At 67.1% G+C, this 17,617-nt stretch carries 13 protein-coding genes and 2 tRNA genes; 9 read left to right on the plus strand and 6 right to left on the minus strand.

The window, feature by feature from the left end:
* Nucleotides 1-157: 157 nt before the first annotated feature.
* Both PKB_RS06620 and PKB_RS06625 read right to left on the minus strand, forming a co-directional pair.
* Nucleotides 158-234: transfer RNA gene (locus PKB_RS06620), tRNA-Met, on the minus strand.
* Between the two features lie 130 nt (nt 235-364).
* Nucleotides 365-441, minus strand: a tRNA-Met gene (locus PKB_RS06625).
* A 214-nt stretch (nt 442-655) separates the two neighbouring features.
* Between PKB_RS06625 and dinB the strand changes: the two genes are divergently transcribed.
* From dinB to gcvT, 5 genes are all read left to right on the plus strand, one after another.
* Nucleotides 656-1,717, plus strand: a complete 1,062-nt coding sequence (gene dinB, locus PKB_RS06630) for a DNA polymerase IV (protein ID WP_043250086.1) — start codon at nt 656-658, stop codon at nt 1,715-1,717.
* 58 nt (nt 1,718-1,775) lie between these two features.
* Nucleotides 1,776-3,305, plus strand: a complete 1,530-nt coding sequence (locus tag PKB_RS06635) for a sigma-54-dependent transcriptional regulator (protein ID WP_043250088.1) — start codon at nt 1,776-1,778, stop codon at nt 3,303-3,305.
* Nucleotides 3,306-3,577: 272 nt separating this feature from the next.
* Nucleotides 3,578-3,955: a glycine cleavage system protein GcvH gene (gene gcvH / locus PKB_RS06640; protein ID WP_043250090.1), complete on the plus strand. Its 378-nt coding sequence runs from the start codon at nt 3,578-3,580 to the stop codon at nt 3,953-3,955.
* A gap of 14 nt (nt 3,956-3,969) precedes the next feature.
* Complete coding sequence (gcvP, locus tag PKB_RS06645) at nt 3,970-6,834, plus strand: aminomethyl-transferring glycine dehydrogenase (protein ID WP_043250092.1); 2,865 nt, start codon at nt 3,970-3,972, stop codon at nt 6,832-6,834.
* A 92-nt stretch (nt 6,835-6,926) separates the two neighbouring features.
* A complete protein-coding gene (gcvT, locus tag PKB_RS06650) occupies nt 6,927-8,039 on the plus strand; it encodes a glycine cleavage system aminomethyltransferase GcvT (protein ID WP_043250094.1) in 1,113 nt (370 codons plus the stop codon).
* Between the two features lie 117 nt (nt 8,040-8,156).
* Here gcvT and PKB_RS06655 read toward each other — a convergent pair whose 3' ends face one another.
* The 4 genes from PKB_RS06655 to PKB_RS06670 all read right to left on the minus strand — a co-directional run bounded on the left by PKB_RS06655 (nt 8,157) and on the right by PKB_RS06670 (nt 12,845).
* Nucleotides 8,157-8,558: an META domain-containing protein gene (locus PKB_RS06655; protein ID WP_043250096.1), complete on the minus strand. Its 402-nt coding sequence runs from the start codon at nt 8,556-8,558 to the stop codon at nt 8,157-8,159.
* Nucleotides 8,555-8,995, minus strand: coding sequence for a hypothetical protein (locus tag PKB_RS06660; RefSeq protein ID WP_043250098.1), 441 nt, complete (start codon nt 8,993-8,995; stop codon nt 8,555-8,557). Before PKB_RS06660 ends, PKB_RS06655 begins: the two co-directional genes overlap by 4 nt.
* 80 nt (nt 8,996-9,075) lie before the next feature.
* Complete coding sequence (locus PKB_RS06665; RefSeq protein WP_043250100.1) at nt 9,076-10,065, minus strand: 2-hydroxyacid dehydrogenase; 990 nt, start codon at nt 10,063-10,065, stop codon at nt 9,076-9,078.
* Between the two features lie 8 nt (nt 10,066-10,073).
* Nucleotides 10,074-12,845: a response regulator gene (locus PKB_RS06670; RefSeq protein WP_052355203.1), complete on the minus strand. Its 2,772-nt coding sequence runs from the start codon at nt 12,843-12,845 to the stop codon at nt 10,074-10,076.
* A gap of 145 nt (nt 12,846-12,990) precedes the next feature.
* Between PKB_RS06670 and PKB_RS06675 the strand changes: the two genes are divergently transcribed.
* The 4 genes from PKB_RS06675 to rlmD all read left to right on the plus strand — a co-directional run bounded on the left by PKB_RS06675 (nt 12,991) and on the right by rlmD (nt 17,543).
* On the plus strand, nt 12,991-13,698 hold the full coding sequence (locus PKB_RS06675; protein WP_043250102.1) for a response regulator transcription factor: 708 nt from the start codon (nt 12,991-12,993) through the stop codon (nt 13,696-13,698).
* Between the two features lie 6 nt (nt 13,699-13,704).
* On the plus strand, nt 13,705-15,057 hold the full coding sequence (locus PKB_RS06680) for a HAMP domain-containing sensor histidine kinase (protein WP_043250104.1): 1,353 nt from the start codon (nt 13,705-13,707) through the stop codon (nt 15,055-15,057).
* A 219-nt stretch (nt 15,058-15,276) separates the two neighbouring features.
* Nucleotides 15,277-16,176, plus strand: coding sequence for a cysteine synthase CysM (gene cysM / locus PKB_RS06685; RefSeq protein WP_043250106.1), 900 nt, complete (start codon nt 15,277-15,279; stop codon nt 16,174-16,176).
* 2 nt (nt 16,177-16,178) lie between these two features.
* Nucleotides 16,179-17,543, plus strand: a complete 1,365-nt coding sequence (rlmD, locus tag PKB_RS06690; protein ID WP_043250109.1) for a 23S rRNA (uracil(1939)-C(5))-methyltransferase RlmD — start codon at nt 16,179-16,181, stop codon at nt 17,541-17,543.
* The last annotated feature ends 74 nt before the right edge of the window (nt 17,544-17,617 follow it).

The following is a 17,617-nucleotide window of genomic DNA, read 5'->3' on the forward strand; positions in this document are numbered from 1 at the left end:
CGTGGATTTTGCGCGACACAATAGGGGCGGTGCCGCGAATTCCCAAGTCCTTGGGGCGAATAGTCGCCATCCATTATGGAAGCCGGGACTCCGACGGGCTCGGTTCAATCGCTCGGCAACGAAAAAAGCCACTCTAGGAGTGGCTTTTTTCTGTGTTTGGTTGCGGGAGCTGGATTTGAACCAACGACCTTCGGGTTATGAGCCCGACGAGCTACCAGACTGCTCCATCCCGCGGCGCCCATTCTACTCGGGAGGAGACTGCTGTCAATCGATTTCTGCTTTTTAATCAATAATTTAAATTGGGGCTCGGTTCAATCGCTCGGCAACGAAAAAAGCCACTCTAGGAGTGGCTTTTTTCTGTGTTTGGTTGCGGGAGCTGGATTTGAACCAACGACCTTCGGGTTATGAGCCCGACGAGCTACCAGACTGCTCCATCCCGCGGCGGCCATTCTACTCAGGAAGACTACCCTGTCAACAAAAAAGTGTTTTTTCTTCAAATATTTAGCGAGCCAGGGAGGGCAGGGCGCGGCAGCCGGGGCTATGCGGGGCCTTGGGCCGGGCGCGGCCGGCGTCGAGGTTGGCGCCGACCTTTTGCATTACCATACGCAGTCTTCCGGCGTGCCGCCGCGAGCCGGTCGAGGCAGAGACGTTTCCCTTGAGTGCCAAGCAGCGAAAGATCATCCATATCGATTGCGATTGCTTCTACGCCGCCATCGAAATGCGCGACGACCCGAGCCTCGCCGGCAAGCCGCTGGCCGTGGGTGGCTCGCCGGACAAGCGCGGCGTGGTCGCGACCTGCAACTACGAAGCGCGCGCATACGGCCTGCACTCGGCCATGGCAATGCGCACGGCGGTCAAGCTGTGCCCGGACCTGACCATCGTTCGCCCGCGCATGGACGTCTATAAAGGCGTGTCGCGGGACATCCACGCGATCTTCCGCGATTACACCGACCTCATCGAACCGCTGTCGCTGGACGAGGCGTACCTGGACGTCAGCGACTGTGCGCATTTCGCCGGCAGCGCCACGCGCATTGCCCAGGACATCCGCCGGCGGGTCTGGTCGTCGCTGGGCATCACGGTGTCGGCCGGCGTGGCGCCGAACAAGTTCCTGGCCAAGATCGCCAGCGACTGGCGCAAGCCCAACGGGCTGTTCGTCATCACCCCGGACCAGGTCGAGGCGTTCGTCGCCGAATTGCCGGTGAAGAAGCTGCACGGGGTCGGCAAGGTCACGGCGGAGAAGCTGGCGCGGCTGGGCGTGCAGACCTGCCTGGAGTTGCGCGACTGGTCGCGGCTGGCGCTGGTGCGCGAGTTCGGCGGTTTCGGCGAGCGCCTGTGGAACCTGGCCCGCGGCATCGACGACCGGGCGGTGCAGGTGGACAGCCGCCGCCAGTCGATAAGCGTGGAGAACACCTTCGAGCACGACCTGCGCGACGTCGATGCCTGTCTGGCGGAGTTGCCGTCGCTGCTCGACGAACTGCAGCGACGCATGCAGCGTCTGGATGCCAGCTACCGGGCGGACAAACCCTTCGTGAAGCTGAAGTTCCACGATTTCACCCAGACCACCCTCGAGCAGGCCGGTGCCGGCCGCGACCTGGATAGCTACCGTTCGCTGTTGGCGCAGGCTTACCAGCGCGGCGAGCGCCCGGTGCGGCTGATCGGCGTAGGCGTGCGCCTGGTCGATCTGCGCGGAAAAGCCGAGCAGCTCAGCCTCTTCTGAAATTGCCTGGGCGGCGAAAAATACCGATCATGCGCAGCGCTTAGCCAGGGCCCGAAGCATGCGAATCCACGTCACCTTCACCGACCGCGTTGGCATCACCCAGGAAGTCCTGGCGCTGCTGGGCGCGCGCAATCTCAATCTGGATGCGGTGGAGATGGTTCCACCCAACGTCTATATAGATGCCCCCGAGTTGCGCCAGGAAGTGCTCCACGAGCTGCATGGCGCCTTGCTGCGGGTGCGTGGCGTGCTCTCGGTGCAGATCGTCGACATGCTTCCCGGCCAGCGCCGCAGCCTGCACCTGGATGCACTGCTGGCGGCGATGAGCGATCCGGTGCTGGCGGTGGACGCCGAGGCCCGCGTGCTGCTGGCCAATCCCAGCCTGATCGAGCTGTGCGGTCGCCAGCCGGCCGGCGAATCGCTGTCCAGCTTGTTCGACGAGCCAGGCCTGGCCGAGCACCTGCGCGAGAAGGGCTTCCGCCTGCCGATGCACGAGGTCAGCCTGGGCGGGCAGCCGTTGCTGCTGGACGCCACGCCGATCCGCGGCGGTGGCGATGCCCTCGACGGCGGGCTGCTAACCCTTTATCCGCCGAGCCGAATCGGTGAGCGCCTGTCGGTGTTGCACCACGACCATGCCGAAGGTTTGCAGGGACTGATCGGCCGCTCGGCGCCGCTGACCCAGCTGAAGGCCCGTGTGCGCAAGGTCGCGGGCCTGGATGCACCCGTGCTGATCCAGGGCGAGACCGGCACCGGCAAGGAGCTGGTGGCGCGCGCCTGCCACGCGCTGAGTTCGCGCCGCGAGGAGCCCTTCCTCGCACTCAACTGCGCGGCGCTACCGGAAAGCCTCGCCGAGAGCGAGCTGTTCGGTTACGCCTCGGGCGCTTTCACCGGCGCCCAGCGCGGTGGCAAGCCGGGTCTGCTGGAGCTGGCCGACCGCGGCACCGTGTTCCTCGACGAGGTCGGCGAGATGTCGCCGTACCTGCAGGCCAAGCTGTTGCGCTTCCTTAATGACGGCTGTTTCCGCCGTATCGGCGGTGACCGCGAGACGCGGGTCAACGTGCGGGTGCTCTGCGCCACCCACCGCAACCTGACGAAGATGGTCGGCGAAGGCAGCTTCCGCGAAGACCTCTACTACCGCCTCAATGTGCTCAACCTGCAGGTGCCGCCGCTGCGCGAGCGCGGCCAGGACATCCTCCTGTTAGCCGAGCACTTCCTGCGCCAGGCCTGCACGCAGATCCAGCGCCCGCCGTGCCGTCTCGCGCCGGCGACGCACCCGTTGCTGCTGGGCAACCGCTGGGCCGGCAACGTGCGCCAGCTGCAGAACAAGATCTTCCGTGCGGCCGCGATTTGCGAGGGCGACGTGATCGAGGTGGGCGACCTGGAAGTGGCCGGCACCGAGCTCGACACCCGGCAGGCCGAGGACGAGGAGGTCACCAGCCTGGAGGAGGCCGTGCAGCAGTTCGAGAAGTCGTTGCTGCAGCGCCTGTACGCGGCTTATCCCTCGACCCGCCAGCTCGCCGCACGGTTGCGCACCTCGCACACCGCCATTGGCCAGCGGCTGCGCAAGTACGGTATTCGCAGCGAGCATTGAGCGTTGATTCTGTGGAATGATTTCGCTCCATTGGAATGATTTCGTTCCGATCGAGCGAGGCCGCGCCAATCATGGCTTACAGACTGTTGTAACAGGGCTGTAGGACTTCTCTTATGGAATGAAATCGTTCCATTCGGGGTTCTTTGTCTGGCCTGTTTTATGTTTAAGCTATTGATTTATAAGTAAAAAAATCTATTGGCATTGCTCTTGCTCTGTTCGCCGCAAAATGGCCGAGCTACCCGACGGCTCAGTCGCGTACAAGAGGACGATCCATGACCACCCTGCGCTTCACCCCCGACCATGAATGGCTGCGCCTCGAAGCTTCCGGCGAAGTGACCGTCGGCGTCACCGACTATGCCCAGGAAGCCCTGGGTGACGTGGTCTACGTCCAGCTGCCGGAGCTCGGCCGCCATGAGCAGGGCGCCGAAGTGGCGGTGCTCGAGTCGGTGAAGGCCGCCAGCAATATCGTCATGCCGCTCGCCGGCGAAGTCACCGAGGTCAACCCGGCCCTGGTCGACAGCCCCGAGCTGGTCAACCAGTCGCCGCTGGCCGATGGCTGGTTCTTCCGCATCCGCCTGGACGATGCCGCCGTACTCGACACCCTGATGGACCAGGCCGGCTACGAAGCCTACCTTTCCGCTCGCGCCTGACCCGAGAGGCCCTCATGAGCAAGATCCAACTGAGCACTACCAACGAGTTCATCGGCCGCCACATCGGCCCGCGCGATGCCGATACCCAGGCCATGCTTGAGCTGGTCGGCTACGCCAGCGTCGACGCCCTGACCGACAGCGTCATCCCCGACAGCATCAAGGGCACCAGCGTGCTCGGCGGCAGCGCCGGCCAGGGCGAAGCCGAGGCACTCGCCGATCTGCGCGCCATCGCCGCGCGCAACCGCCCGTTCCGCAACCACATCGGCCAGGGCTACTACCCGTGCCACACCCCGGCGCCGATCCTGCGCAACCTGCTGGAAAACCCGGCCTGGTACACCGCCTACACTCCGTACCAGCCGGAAATCTCCCAGGGCCGCCTGGAAGCCCTGCTGAACTTCCAGACCCTGGTCAGCGACCTCACCGGCATGCAGATCGCCAACGCCTCGCTGCTCGACGAAGCGACCGCCGCCGCTGAGGCCATGACCTTCTGCAAGCGCCTGTCGAAGAACAAAGCCGCCCAGTCCTTCTTCGTTTCCGTCCACTGCCACCCGCAGACCCTCGACGTGCTGCGCACCCGCGCCGAGCCGCTGGGTATCGAAGTGGTGGTCGGTGACGAAAGCGCGCTGGAAGATTTCTCCGCCTACTTCGGCGTGCTGCTGCAGTACCCCGCCAGCACCGGCGCCCTGATCGACTACCGTGCGCTGGTCGAGCGCGCTCATGCGGCCAACGCCCTGGTGGCCGTGGCTGCCGACCTGCTGGCTCTGACCCTGCTGACCCCTCCGGGCGAATTCGGCGCCGACGTGGTCCTGGGCAGCGCCCAACGCTTCGGCGTGCCGCTGGGCTTCGGCGGCCCGCACGCGGCCTTCTTCGCCACCCGTGACGCCTTCAAGCGCGACATGCCGGGCCGCCTGGTCGGCATCTCCATCGACCGCTTCGGCAACCGCGCGCTGCGCCTGGCCATGCAGACCCGCGAGCAGCACATCCGCCGCGAGAAAGCGACCAGCAACATCTGCACCGCGCAGGTTCTGCTGGCCAACATCGCCAGCATGTACGCCGTCTACCACGGCCCGCAGGGCCTGCAGCAGATCGCCCGGCGCGTGCACCGCCTGACCGCGATCCTGGCCGAGGGCCTGAAGCAGCTGGGCCACCAGGTCGAGCAGGAAGCCTTCTTCGACACCCTGAGCCTGGTCACCGCACGTCCGGCCGCTGAATTCCATGCCGCAGCCCAGGCCGCTGGTATCAACCTTCGCGCCATCGATGCCGCCCGCGTCGGCATCTCCATCGACGAGACCTGCGAGCAGGCCGCCATCGAGGCGCTGTGGGCGGTGTTCGCCGCCGCCGGCCAGGCCCTGCCGGACTTCGCAGCCCTGGCCGACTCCGTGGGTGACCGCCTGCCGGAAGCGCAGCTGCGCCGCTCGGCCATCCTGCGCCACGAAGTGTTCAACCGTTACCACTCGGAAACCGAGCTGATGCGCTACCTGCGCAAGCTCGCCGACAAGGACCTGGCGCTGGACCGCAGCATGATCCCGCTGGGCTCCTGCACCATGAAGCTGAACGCCGCCAGCGAGATGATCCCGGTCACCTGGCCGGAATTCGGCAGCCTGCACCCGTTCGCTCCGGCCGATCAGGCCGAAGGCTATCGCCTGCTGACCGAAGAGCTGGAAGCCATGCTCTGCGCGGCCACCGGCTACGACGCTGTGTCGCTGCAGCCCAACGCCGGTTCCCAGGGCGAGTACGCTGGCCTGCTGGCCATTCGCGCCTACCACGCCAGCCGTGGCGAAGGTCATCGCGACGTCTGCCTGATCCCGTCCTCGGCCCACGGCACCAACCCGGCTACCGCGCAGATGGCCGGCATGCGCGTGGTGGTGACCGCCTGCGACGCGCGCGGCAACGTCGACCTGGACGACCTCAAGGCCAAGGCCGAAGAGCATCGCGACAACCTGGCGGCGATCATGATCACCTACCCGTCGACCCACGGCGTGTTCGAGGAAGCGGTGCGCGAGATCTGCGCCATCGTCCACGACAACGGCGGCCAGGTTTACATCGACGGCGCCAACATGAACGCCATGGTCGGCCTCTGCGCGCCGGGCAAGTTCGGCGGCGACGTCTCGCACCTGAACCTGCACAAGACCTTCTGCATCCCCCACGGCGGTGGCGGCCCGGGCGTCGGCCCGATCGGCGTCAAAGCCCACCTGGCGCCCTTCATGCCGGGCCACGGCGAGCAGCTGGAGCGCAAGGAAGGTGCCGTGAGCGCCGCGCCGTTCGGCAGCGCCAGCATCCTGCCGATCACCTGGATGTACATTCGCATGATGGGTGGCGCCGGCCTCAAGCGCGCCTCGCAGATGGCGATCCTCGGCGCCAACTACATCGCCCGTCGCCTGGAAGAGCACTACCCGGTGCTCTACACCGGCGAGAACGGCCTGGTCGCCCACGAGTGCATCCTCGACCTGCGCCCGCTCAAGGAAACCAGCGGCATCAACGTCGACGACGTGGCCAAGCGCCTGGTCGACTTCGGCTTCCACGCGCCGACCATGTCCTTCCCGGTCGCCGGCACCCTGATGGTGGAGCCGACCGAGAGCGAGTCGAAGGAAGAGCTGGATCGCTTCTGCGACGCCATGATCTGCATCCGCGAAGAGATTCGCGCGGTGGAACGCGGCGAGCTGCACGCCGACGACAACCCGCTGAAGAACGCCCCGCACACCGCGGCGGAACTGGTTGGCGAGTGGTCGCACCCGTACAGCCGCGAGCAGGCGGTATTCCCGCTGGCTAGTCTGATCGATGGCAAGTACTGGCCGCCGGTAGGTCGCGTGGACAACGTCTATGGCGACCGCAACCTGGCCTGCTCCTGCCCGTCGATCGCCGACTACCAGGACGCGTAAACCTTCAGTCCCAGCGCCCGCGCAAGCGGGCGCCGTGGCCGCGATGGGTGCCGGATGCGCCGACGCGGCCTTTTTTTCGCCAAGGAGTTGCCATGAGCCTCGCCAAGACGCCCCTGTACGACCTGCACCTGGAACTGGGTGCGAAGATGGTTCCCTTCGCCGGCTACGAGATGCCGGTGCAATACCCGCTGGGCGTGCTCAAGGAACACCTGCACACCCGCGCCCAGGCCGGCCTGTTCGACGTCTCGCACATGGGCCAGCTGCGCCTGCGTGGTGACGGCGCGGCGGCCGCCCTGGAACGCCTGGTGCCTGTGGATATCCTCGACCTGCCGGTCGGCCAGCAGCGCTATGCGATGTTCACCAACGAAGAGGGCGGCATCCTCGACGACCTGATGGTGGCCAACGCCGGCGACCACCTGTTCCTGGTGGTCAATGCCGCCTGCAAGGACCAGGACCTCGCCCACCTGCGTGCGCACCTGGGTGACGCTTGCGAGATCGAGTCGCTGTTCGACAGCCACGCGCTGCTCGCCCTGCAAGGCCCGGCTGCTGCCGAAGTGCTGGGCCGCCTGGCGCCGGCGGTGAAGGCGCTGACGTTCATGCAGGTGACCAGCGTCGAGCTGCTCGGCGTGACCTGCAACGTCAGCCGCTCGGGCTACACCGGCGAAGACGGCTACGAGATCTCGGTGCCTGCGGATCATGCCGAGGCCCTGGCCCGCGCGCTGCTGGCCGAGCCGGAAGTGCAGCCGATCGGCCTTGGCGCGCGCGACTCGCTGCGTCTGGAAGCCGGCCTGTGCCTCTATGGTCACGACATGGACACCGAGACCACGCCGGTCCAGGCCAGCCTGGTCTGGGCCATCTCCAAGGCACGCCGCGCCGATGGCGAGCGCGCCGGTGGCTTCCCCGGCGCCGAGCGCATCTTCGCCCAACAGCGTGAAGGCGTGGCCGGCAAGCGCGTCGGCCTGCTGCCGCAGGAGCGCGTGCCGGTGCGTGAAGGCGCAGAGATCGTCGATGCGGATGGCGTGGTGATCGGCAAGGTCAGCAGCGGCGGCTTCGGCCCCAGCCTGGGCGCGCCGGTAGCCATGGGCTACGTGGCTGGCGCGCATGCGGCGCTGGATAGCGAAGTCTTCGCGATGGTGCGCGGCAAGCGCGTGCCGATGAAGGTGGCGCGTACGCCTTTCGTGCCGCAGCGTTACTACCGCGGCTGAGGACGCCTGTAGGAGCGAGCTTGCTCGCGAACAGCCGCATACAGGGCCGGTTCGCGAGCAAGCTCGCTCCTACAATTTTCCGTCATCCCCGCGAACGCGGGGACCCAGAAGCCGGTGTCAGTCCACCGGCCACATACGGATGGCGCGGCCGGTTTCCGGCCACAGGCGCAGTTCGCCTTTCTCGGTGATGTCCCAGCGCTGCACGCTGCCGAGCAGCGCGAGGAAGCGCTGTTCCTGTTCCATCACCGCCGGCGCGCACATGCGCCGGGTGCTGCCGGGCTGGCTGAAGGTCAGCTTGTCGCCTTCCATCTGGTAGTTGGCGAACCAGTGGTTGCAACCGGCGTTGCCGAAGGCGCGGCCCTCGCCATCGAAGGTCATGCTGACGTGGCTATGGCCGACCAGCGGGCGCGGACCGACCCATTCGACGCGGTATTCCTGGTCGCTTTCCGGTTGCGTCGGATGCGCGGCGCAGCCGGCGAGCAGCAGGCCGCCGATTCCCAGCGCGAGCAATGCCTTCATGGCTGCACCTTGTTCTGGCAAGAGGGGCAGAGGTGGCGGTCGCCGGTCACCGTCCAACCCAGCTCGGCAATGCGCGCGGTGGCGGCGGGGGCCTGGGCGGCCTTGCCGAGCGAGTCGTCGACGGCGAATTCGAAGTCGAGCATGCTGCCGCAGCCGTCGCATTTCACCTGCCAGTTGAGGATCGACAGCTGGTTGAACACCGGGCCCTTGGCTACGGCGGTCCATTGGCCGGGCGGGTTGATCAGGTGGCGGACCTTCTCGACGGTCAGGGTCATGCTGAGGTCGCGGCTGCCCTTGAGGGTGACCAGCAGGGAGTCGCCGTTCTGGATCGAACCACCGTTGCCGGTGACCTGGTAGAGGCCCGGGCCGAGTGCCCGGCACTCGTTGAGCGTGTGTTGCGGGTTGAGCAGGTTGTAGCGGAAATCGTGTTGAGCCATGGGTCCTCCCTTGAGGCCCGTATGGTACGGGATATCGGGGTCGGCGCGGGGATTCGGGGCGACTTCGGCGACCCCCGGTATCAGGGGTCGACCCGGTTGATGCAGTTACCTTTGCTCCAGGCGATGACGTTGTCCAGCGTGGTCGAGGCGATGGCCGCCAGCGCCTCGCGGGTGAGGAACGCCTGGTGCGCGGTGATGATGACGTTGGGGAAGGTCAGCAGGCGCGCCAGCACGTCGTCCTGCAGCGGCAGGTCGGAGCGGTCGGCGAAGAAGATTTCTGCTTCCTCCTCGTAGACGTCCAGGCCGAGGTAGCCGAGCTGGCCGCTCTTGAGCGCTTCGATCAGCGCCGGCGTATCGACCAGCGCGCCGCGCCCGGTGTTGATCAGCATCGCGCCGCGCTTCATGCCCTGCAGGCTGTGCTCGTTGATCAGGTGTCGCGTGGCGTCGTTGAGCGGGCAGTGCAGGCTGACGATGTCCGCTTCGGCAAGCAGTTGCTCGAGCTTGACGAACTTTCCGCCCATGGCCTCGATGGCCGGGTTCGGATAGGGATCGTAGGCCAGCAGGCGGCAGCCGAAGCCGCTCATGATCCGGGCGAATACCTGGCCGATCTGGCCGCTGCCGATCACCCCGACGGTCTTGCCGTGCAGATCGAAACCAGTCAGCCCGTGCAGCGAGAAGTCGCCCTCGCGGGTGCGGTTGTAGGCGCGGTGCAGGTGCCGGCAGAGCGCCAGGACCAGGCCCACGGCGTGTTCGGCCACTGCGTGCGGCGAGTATGCGGGCACGCGCACCACGGTCAGCCCCAGGCTGCGGGCGGCGGCCAGGTCCACGTGGTTGTAGCCGGCCGAGCGCAAGGCGATCAGCCGCGTGCCGCCGGAGGCCAGGTGTTCGAGCACCGGGCGGTCGAGCACGTCGTTGACGAATGGGCAGACCACCTCGAAGCCCATGGCCAGGGCGACCGTATCCTCGCGCAGCTGGGTGGGCTGGAAGTGCAGCTCCAGGCCGCGCTCGTGGTTGGCGGCGAGGAAGCTGTCGCGATCGTAGTTCTGGCTGCTGAACAGGATGATGCGCATGGCCGACCTCAATCGGAGTCGTGGGGCAGGCGCTGCCCGGTGTGGCTCTCGGTGGCGCGGGCCAGTTCTCCGATCGCCTGGTCGAGCTCGTCCAGCGCCGGCTGGGCCTGTGGGTCGTTCTGCTTGAGCAGGGTCTCGGCGCGCTGGCAGGCGGCACGCAGCTGCGGCACGCCGCAGTAGCGGGTCGCGCCGTGCAGGCGGTGCACGCGCTCGATCAGGGTGACGCGGTCGTTGCGCTCGCGCGCCAGGCGGATCGCCTGGCGGTCGGCGCCGAGCGAGGCGAGCAGCATCGCCAGCATGTCGGCGGCGAGGTCGGCCTTGCCGGCGGCCAGGCGCAGGCCTTCGTCGGCGTCGAGCACGCTCAGCCCGTTCACCGTCGATTGATCGCCACCGCCGGATGCGCCGCGCTCGTTCAGGGCGATGCCGGTCCACTTGAGCACCACCTGGGCCAACTGGCGCTCGTCGATGGGCTTGGTCAGGTAGTCGTCCATGCCGCCCTGCAGCAGGGCGCGCTTCTCGTTGGCCAGCGCGTGCGCGGTGAGCGCCACGATTGGCACCGGCTCGACCTCGCGCTGGTGCTCCCAGCGGCGGATCGCCTCGGTGGCCTGGCGGCCGTCCATGCCGGGCATCTGCACGTCCATGAAGACCATGTCGAAGCGTTCGCGCTGCACGGCTTCCACCGCCGCCAGGCCGCTGTCGACGGCGACCACCTGGGCGCCCAGGTCGCCGAGCAGGGTCTGCACCAGCAAGAGGTTGGCTGGGTTGTCGTCGACGCAGAGCAGGCGCGGCGTCTGGCGTTCGTTCGGCTGCGTGGGTTTGTCCTTGCGTGCCGGTCGCAGATGCAGCAGTTCGCTCAGCGCCGTGTGCAGCTTGCGCGTGCAGGCCGGTTTGCTCTGCACCTGTCCATCCGGCAGCACGGCGTTGTACTGCGACTGTTCGATGGTCGGGCAGAGCAGCAGGCTCTTGCAGCCTTGCTGCTCGAACTCGCGGATGGTCTGGCGCAGCGCTTCCGGTGGGTTGGCCTGCAGGCTGACACTGAGCACCGCCAGCTGGATTGGCCGCTGGTTGGCCTCGGGCTGTGCGAGGGCCGCTTGCAGCGCCTGCAGGTCGTCGAACTCGCAGACTTCCAGGCCGCAGTCCTCCAGTTGGTGGTGCAGGGCCGCGCGGGTCAGCTCGTGGGGTTCGCAGAGCGCCACGCGGTGGCCGCTGTGGGGCGCAGGGAGGAGGTCGTCGCTGTCGCTGCGGGCCTTGGGCAGGGTTAGGCTGATCCAGAATTCCGAGCCGTCGCCGGAACTGCTGTCGACGCCGATCTCGCCGCCCATCTGCTCGACCAGTCGCTTGGAAATCACCAGGCCCAGGCCGGTGCCGCCGGTCTGCCGCGACAGCGAGTTATCGGCCTGGCTGAAGGCCTGGAAGAGGGCGCGCAGGTCGGCGTTGGTCAGGCCGATGCCGGTGTCGCGCACGCTGATGCGCAGCTGCACGCTGTCCTCGTTCTCGTCCTCGAGCATGGCGCGCACGGCGATGCTGCCTTCGTGGGTGAACTTGATCGCGTTGCTCACCAGGTTGGTCAGCACCTGCTTCAGGCGCAGCGGATCGCCGATCAGGTTCAGCGGGGTGTCGCGGTAGATCAGGCTGACCAGCTCCAACTGCTTCTCGTGGGCGGCCGGGGCGAGGATGGTCAGGGTGTCCTGGATCAGTTCGCGCAGGTTGAACGGGATGTGCTCGAGGATCAGCTTGCCGGCCTCGATCTTCGAGAAGTCGAGGATCTCGCTGATGATCCCCAGCAGGCTTTCGGCGGACTTCTGGATGGTGCCCAGGTAGTCCTGCTGGCGCGAGGTCAGCTCGCTTTTCTGCAGCAGGTTGGTGAAGCCGATGATGCCGTTGAGCGGGGTGCGGATCTCGTGGCTCATGTTCGCCAGGAACTCGGACTTGATGCGGCTGGCCTCCAGGGCCTCCTTGCGCGCCAGGTCCAGCTCGATGTTCTGGATCTCGATGGTTTCCAGGTTCTGGCGGACGTCTTCGGTGGCCTGGTCGATGTTGTGCTGCATCTCTTCCTGGGCGCTCTGCAGCGCTTCGGCCATGCGGTTGATGCCTGCGGCGAGTTCGTCGAGCTCGTGGCTGCCCAGGGCCGGCAGGCGCGTTTCCAGGCGACCTTCCTTGAGCTGCGCGACGCCCTGGGCGATTTCCCGCAACGGTGCGCTGATCGCCCGGCTCATGCGCAGGGCGAGGAGGGCGGTGACCACCAGGCCGGTGAGCACCAGCAGCAGGCTGGTGAACAGGCTGCGATAGCCGCGCAGCAGGGTGCCGTGGTGCGACAGCTCCAGCTCGACCCAGCCGAGCAGACGGTCGGCGTCTTCTTCCGGCGCGCCGGAGAGGCTGCGATGGCGGCCGAGCACCGGCAGCAGGAAGTGCGTGGTGTCCAGGCTGCTGGTCATGCTCAGGTGGCTGCCGTCGCCACTCGGCGCCGGGGTGAGAATGCTCGGCCCGGCATGGGCCAGGCGCGCGCGGTCGGGGGTGAGGAAGGTCACGGCGCGCACATCGGGCTGATCGAGCGCGTCGTTGGCAATACGCTGCAGCAGCGCGGCATCGTTGTGCACCAGTGCCGGGGCAGAGAGCGGCGCGAGTTGCTCCGCGATCAGTTGGCCGCGTTCGATCAGTTGGGAGCGCATGTCCGAGAGCTGAACCCAGGTGAAGTAGCCGCCGAGCACCAGTGTGAGAAGACTGGTGGGCAACAGGGTGAGCATCAGCACCCGCCCCTTGATGCCGAGATCCTTGAACACGCGCGTCCTCCCTAGCTGAATATCGGGGCAGTGTAGCGGGTTGATCGGTGGGAATCTCGATCACGGCGCCCCGCCGGGTGAGCTGATTTGCCTCGCACCGGGATTGTCGTGAATACTTGACGTTCGCAAATACGTCTTATTTGGCATGAATCCGAATCCCTCTCCGCCGCCGCGCCTTCTCGCCATCGAGGATGATCCGGTGCTCGGCGCCCATCTGCAGAGCCACCTGCGCCAGCGTGGATTCGCCGTCGATTGGTGCGCCGATGGCCAGCAGGGGCTGGAGCAGGCCCTGCTCGAACCCTTCGACCTGATCCTGCTGGACGTCATGCTGCCCGGCTGCAGCGGCCTCGACGCGCTGCGGCGGTTGCGCAGCGAGCAGAGCGTGCCGGTGATCCTGATGTCCGCATTGGGCGCCGAACAGGACCGCATTGCCGGGTTCTCGCAGGGCGCCGACGACTACCTGCCCAAGCCCTTCAGCCTGGCCGAGCTGAACGTACGCATCGACGCCATCCTGCGGCGCGTTGCCCTGGAGCGCGGCAGCCAGCGCCAGCCGTTGGCAGTTGCCGAGCTTGAACTTTGCGAAGAACCGTGCGAGGTCCGTTTGCTGGGGCGCAGCGCCAGTCTCACGGCCAGCGAGTACCGGCTGCTCGAGTTGTTCCTCGGCAGCGTCGACGAGACGTTGAGCAAGCCCTTCCTCTATCAGCACGTGCTACACCGCGGCTACACCGCCCACGACCGCAGCCTGGACATGCACGTCAGCCACCTGCGTCGCAAACTGCTGGCGCTCGGCTACGACCGGCACCAGCTGCGCGCGGTCTGGGGCAAGGGCTACGTGCTGGCGTCAGTGGACTAGCCGCTGATGCGTCCGATCCTGCCCGGGCGGCATTCCCTGTTCTGGCGCCTGGCCGTGCCGGTGGTGCTGCTGTGCCTGGCGCTGATCTGGCTGTCCTGGACCCTGGGGCGGCAGGTCGAGCGCAACGCCTATAACCTCAGCGAGGAGGCACGGCAGGTACTCGTTGGCTATTCCGCCGAACTGGAGCGTGCCTGGCGCAGCGATGGTGCCGAGGGTGTGGATAGCTGGCTGGCGCGCATGCGCGCCAGCGAGGAAACCTGGATGGTGGCGGTCGACGGACGTCTGCAGAGCCTGGGCACGCAGCCCTTGAGCCTGGAAGAGGCGAGTCGTCTGACTTTCTTGCGCGGCCTGGATTGGCCGGTCAGCCCGCGCAGTCGAGGGTTGCCCTATATAGGCGTGCCCTTCCCTGATCGCCCGGTCGATGGGCGCCTGGTGCTGCAACTGCCGGCGCGTTTCCAGCCGGCTGGCTATTCGCTGTCGCGCCGCCTGCTGACCCACGGCCTGGTGCCCGCCGCCCTGGCGCTGCTGCTGTGCGTGCTGCTCTATCGCCAACTGATCCACCCGCTGGCGCGTCTGCGCGAGCAGGCGAATGCGCTCTGCGCCGACGAGCTGGATAGCCACGCTGGAGGCGGAGTCAGCCTGCGTCGCGACGAGCTGGGCGAGCTGGGACGGGCTTTCGATCACATGGCGCGGCGGCTGAGTGGTCACGTGGCGTTCCAGCGTCAATTGCTGCGCGACCTGTCCCACGAACTGCGCACGCCGCTCAGCCGGCTGCGCGTGGCCGCCGAGTGCGACCTCTCGGAGGAGGCGCTGCGCCAGCGGCTGGAGCGTGATGTCGAAGTCATGCAGCGCCTGGTGGAAACCACCCTCGACCTGGCATGGATGGATACCGAGCGACCGCGCCTGGTGATGGAGGACGTCGCCGTGCTGCCGTTGTGGGAGCTATTGGTGGAAGACGCCTGCTTCGAGTCCGGCTGGGACGCGGCGCGCTTCCAGTGCGAGCTGCCGGAAGACTGCCGCGTGCACGGTCATCTCAATGGCCTGGCCCAAGCGCTGGAAAACCTGCTGCGCAACGCCATCCGCCATTCGCCTGAAGAGGGCAGCATCCGTTTGCTCGGGTGGCATGAGGGAGAGCACTGGCATCTGTGCCTGGCCGACCAGGGGCCGGGCGTTCCCGAGGAGGCCCTCGAACGCATCTTCCGGCCGTTCACCCGCCTGTCCGCTGCGCGCTCCGGCGAAGGTTTCGGCCTTGGCCTGAGCATCGCGCGCAGCGCTATCCGTCTGCAGGGCGGCGAGCTTTGGGCCGAGCGCGGCGATCCCGGTCTGCATATGCACCTGCGCTTGCGCAAGGCGCAGTAAGCGGCCTGACGCTGACGGGCCTTTCGTTCGGCGCCGAGATGAATTCTTACAGATGGATCTGCAGGGCTTTTCTGCGTCAGGGCCTGGCTGTGTGGTGCGCGTGACAGGCCGCGTGCAGGCCATTCAGCCGTCCGGAAACGCCTCCGTGATATGGCTGCGGCCGGTTTACCGGTATCATGCCTCGTTATTCAGCCTGCCTTGCGGATGACGAGCGATTCCATGACCGTGCAGTACCCCACCATCGCCGACTGCGTCGGCAATACGCCGCTGGTGCGCCTGCAGCGCCTGCCCGGAGAGACCACCAACACCCTGCTGGTGAAGCTTGAGGGCAACAACCCCGCCGGCTCCGTGAAAGACCGCCCGGCGCTGTCGATGATTACCCGTGCTGAACTGCGCGGTGACATCCAGCCCGGCGACACCCTGATCGAAGCGACCTCCGGCAACACCGGCATCGCCCTGGCCATGGCCGCGGCGATCAAGGGCTACCGGATGATCCTGATCATGCCGGACAACTCCACCGCCGAGCGCAAGGCCGCCATGACCGCCTACGGTGCCGAACTGATCCTGGTGACCAAGGAGCAGGGCATGGAAGGCGCCCGCGACCTCGCCGACCAGATGCAGCGCGAAGGCAAGGGCAAGGTCCTCGACCAGTTCGCCAACGGCGACAACCCCGAAGCCCACTACCGCGGCACCGGCCCGGAAATCTGGCGCCAGACCGGCGGCGAGATCACCCATTTCGTCAGCTCCATGGGCACCACCGGCACCATCATGGGCGTGTCGCGCTACCTCAAGGAGCAGAAGCCCGAGGTACAGATCGTCGGCCTGCAGCCGATGGAAGGCTCGGCCATCCCCGGCATCCGCCGCTGGCCGCAGGAATACCTGCCGAAGATCTATGACTCGACCCGCGTGGACCGCGTGGTGGACATGCACCAGAGCGAGGCCGAAGACGTCATGCGCCGCCTGGCCCGCGAAGAAGGCATCTTCTGCGGCGTGTCCTCCGGCGGTGCGGTGGCGGCCATGCTGCGCCTGTCGCGCGAGCTGGAAAACGCCGTGATGGTGGCGATCATCTGCGACCGCGGCGACCGTTATCTGTCCTCCGGCATCTTCGACGCCGACTGACCATGGCCAAGCAGAGAGGCGGACTTCGTTTCCAGCCCAGCGGCGGTGCGCGCTCCAGTGGCGTGCCGGTGGGCAAGAAGCAACGTCTGCAGATTGAACGCCTGGCCCATGACGGCCGGGGCATCGCCCATCTTGAAGGGCGCACCTGGTTCGTCGCCGGCGCGCTGCCGGGCGAAGCTGTGGAAGCGCGCGTCCTGGCGGCGCGCAGCCAGGTCGTCGACGCGCGCACCGAGCGTGTGCTTAACGCCGCCGAAATGCGTCGACAAGCGCCCTGTCCGGTCGCTGGCCAGTGTGGCGGCTGTACCTTGCAGCACCTGCCGCATGCCGATCAGCTGGCGCTCAAGCAACGCACCCTGGCCGAGCAGCTGCAACGCTTCGGCGATATCGTCCCCGACGAGTGGGCGGCGCCGCTGGTCGGTCCGGAATTCGGCTACCGCCGCCGCGCCCGCATTGCCGTGCGCTGGGACGTCAAGGCCAAGCGCCTGGAGGTAGGTTTCCGTGCTGCCGCGAGCCAAGCGATCGTCGCCTTCGACGACTGCCTGGTGCTGGTGCCTCCGTTGCAGGTCCTGGCCCGCGAGCTGCCCGAACTGCTGCAGGGCTTCGCCAAGCCGCAGGCGATCGGCCACGTCGAACTCTTCCACGGCACTGCCAGTGCTTTGCTGCTGCGGCATACCGAACCACTGCCGGCCGGCGACCTCGAACGCCTGCAGGCGTTCTGTTCGGCACGGGATGTGCAGCTCTGGCTGCAGGGCGACGGAGAACCGTCGCCGGCAGACGGTGCCGGGCAGCTTGGCTATCGTCTGGAGTCCTGGGATCTGACCCTGGCCTATCGCCCCGGCGATTTCGTCCAGGTCAATGAGCCGGTCAACCTGGCGATGGTCGAGCAGGCACTGGACTGGCTGGCCCCCGCACCGACGGAACGGGTGCTAGACCTGTTCTGTGGCCTGGGCAATTTCGCCCTGCCGCTGGCGCGGCGTGCCGCCGAAGTGGTGGGTGTGGAAGGCGTCGACAGCATGGTTGCGCGGGCCACGGCCAACGCCCGGGCCAACGGCCTGGACAATGCCGCGTTCCACCAGGCGGACCTGGCGAAGCCGCTGAACGAGGCGTCCTGGTACACCGGGAACGCCAAACAAGGATTCCCCGCCGTACTGCTCGACCCGCCGCGCGATGGCGCGTTCGAGGCAGTGCGCGGGATGCGCGACCTGGGCGCCCGGCGGATACTGTACGTATCCTGCAACCCGGCGACCCTGGCGCGCGACGCCGGCGAACTGGCCCGACAGGGCTATCGCCTGAAGCGTGCCGGAATCCTCGACATGTTCCCGCAGACGGCGCATGTGGAGGCGATGGCTCTGTTCGAGGCGGGCTAGGAAAGCCCGCGCAATCCGACCGGCCTGCGCTAAGAAGGCCGGCGCAGTAGAGCGGGGCGCCCTGGCGCTCCGTG

It is taken from the genome of Pseudomonas knackmussii B13, assembly GCF_000689415.1.
GTDB classification, from domain to species: domain Bacteria; phylum Pseudomonadota; class Gammaproteobacteria; order Pseudomonadales; family Pseudomonadaceae; genus Pseudomonas; species Pseudomonas knackmussii.

What these genes read in the sequence shown, in the direction of transcription:
- PKB_RS06635 (WP_043250088.1), top strand. Translation starts at nt 1,776, where the DNA reads ATGCGAATCCACGTCACCTTCACCGACCGCGTTGGCATCACCCAGGAA.
- gcvH (WP_043250090.1), top strand. Translation starts at nt 3,578, where the DNA reads ATGACCACCCTGCGCTTCACCCCCGACCATGAATGGCTGCGCCTCGAA.
- gcvP (WP_043250092.1), top strand. Translation starts at nt 3,970, where the DNA reads ATGAGCAAGATCCAACTGAGCACTACCAACGAGTTCATCGGCCGCCAC.
- gcvT (WP_043250094.1), top strand. Translation starts at nt 6,927, where the DNA reads ATGAGCCTCGCCAAGACGCCCCTGTACGACCTGCACCTGGAACTGGGT.
- PKB_RS06655 (WP_043250096.1), bottom strand. Translation starts at nt 8,558, where the DNA reads ATGAAGGCATTGCTCGCGCTGGGAATCGGCGGCCTGCTGCTCGCCGGC.
- PKB_RS06660 (WP_043250098.1), bottom strand. Translation starts at nt 8,995, where the DNA reads ATGGCTCAACACGATTTCCGCTACAACCTGCTCAACCCGCAACACACG.
- PKB_RS06665 (WP_043250100.1), bottom strand. Translation starts at nt 10,065, where the DNA reads ATGCGCATCATCCTGTTCAGCAGCCAGAACTACGATCGCGACAGCTTC.
- PKB_RS06675 (WP_043250102.1), top strand. Translation starts at nt 12,991, where the DNA reads ATGAATCCGAATCCCTCTCCGCCGCCGCGCCTTCTCGCCATCGAGGAT.
- PKB_RS06680 (WP_043250104.1), top strand. Translation starts at nt 13,705, where the DNA reads ATGCGTCCGATCCTGCCCGGGCGGCATTCCCTGTTCTGGCGCCTGGCC.
- cysM (WP_043250106.1), top strand. Translation starts at nt 15,277, where the DNA reads ATGACCGTGCAGTACCCCACCATCGCCGACTGCGTCGGCAATACGCCG.
- rlmD (WP_043250109.1), top strand. Translation starts at nt 16,179, where the DNA reads ATGGCCAAGCAGAGAGGCGGACTTCGTTTCCAGCCCAGCGGCGGTGCG.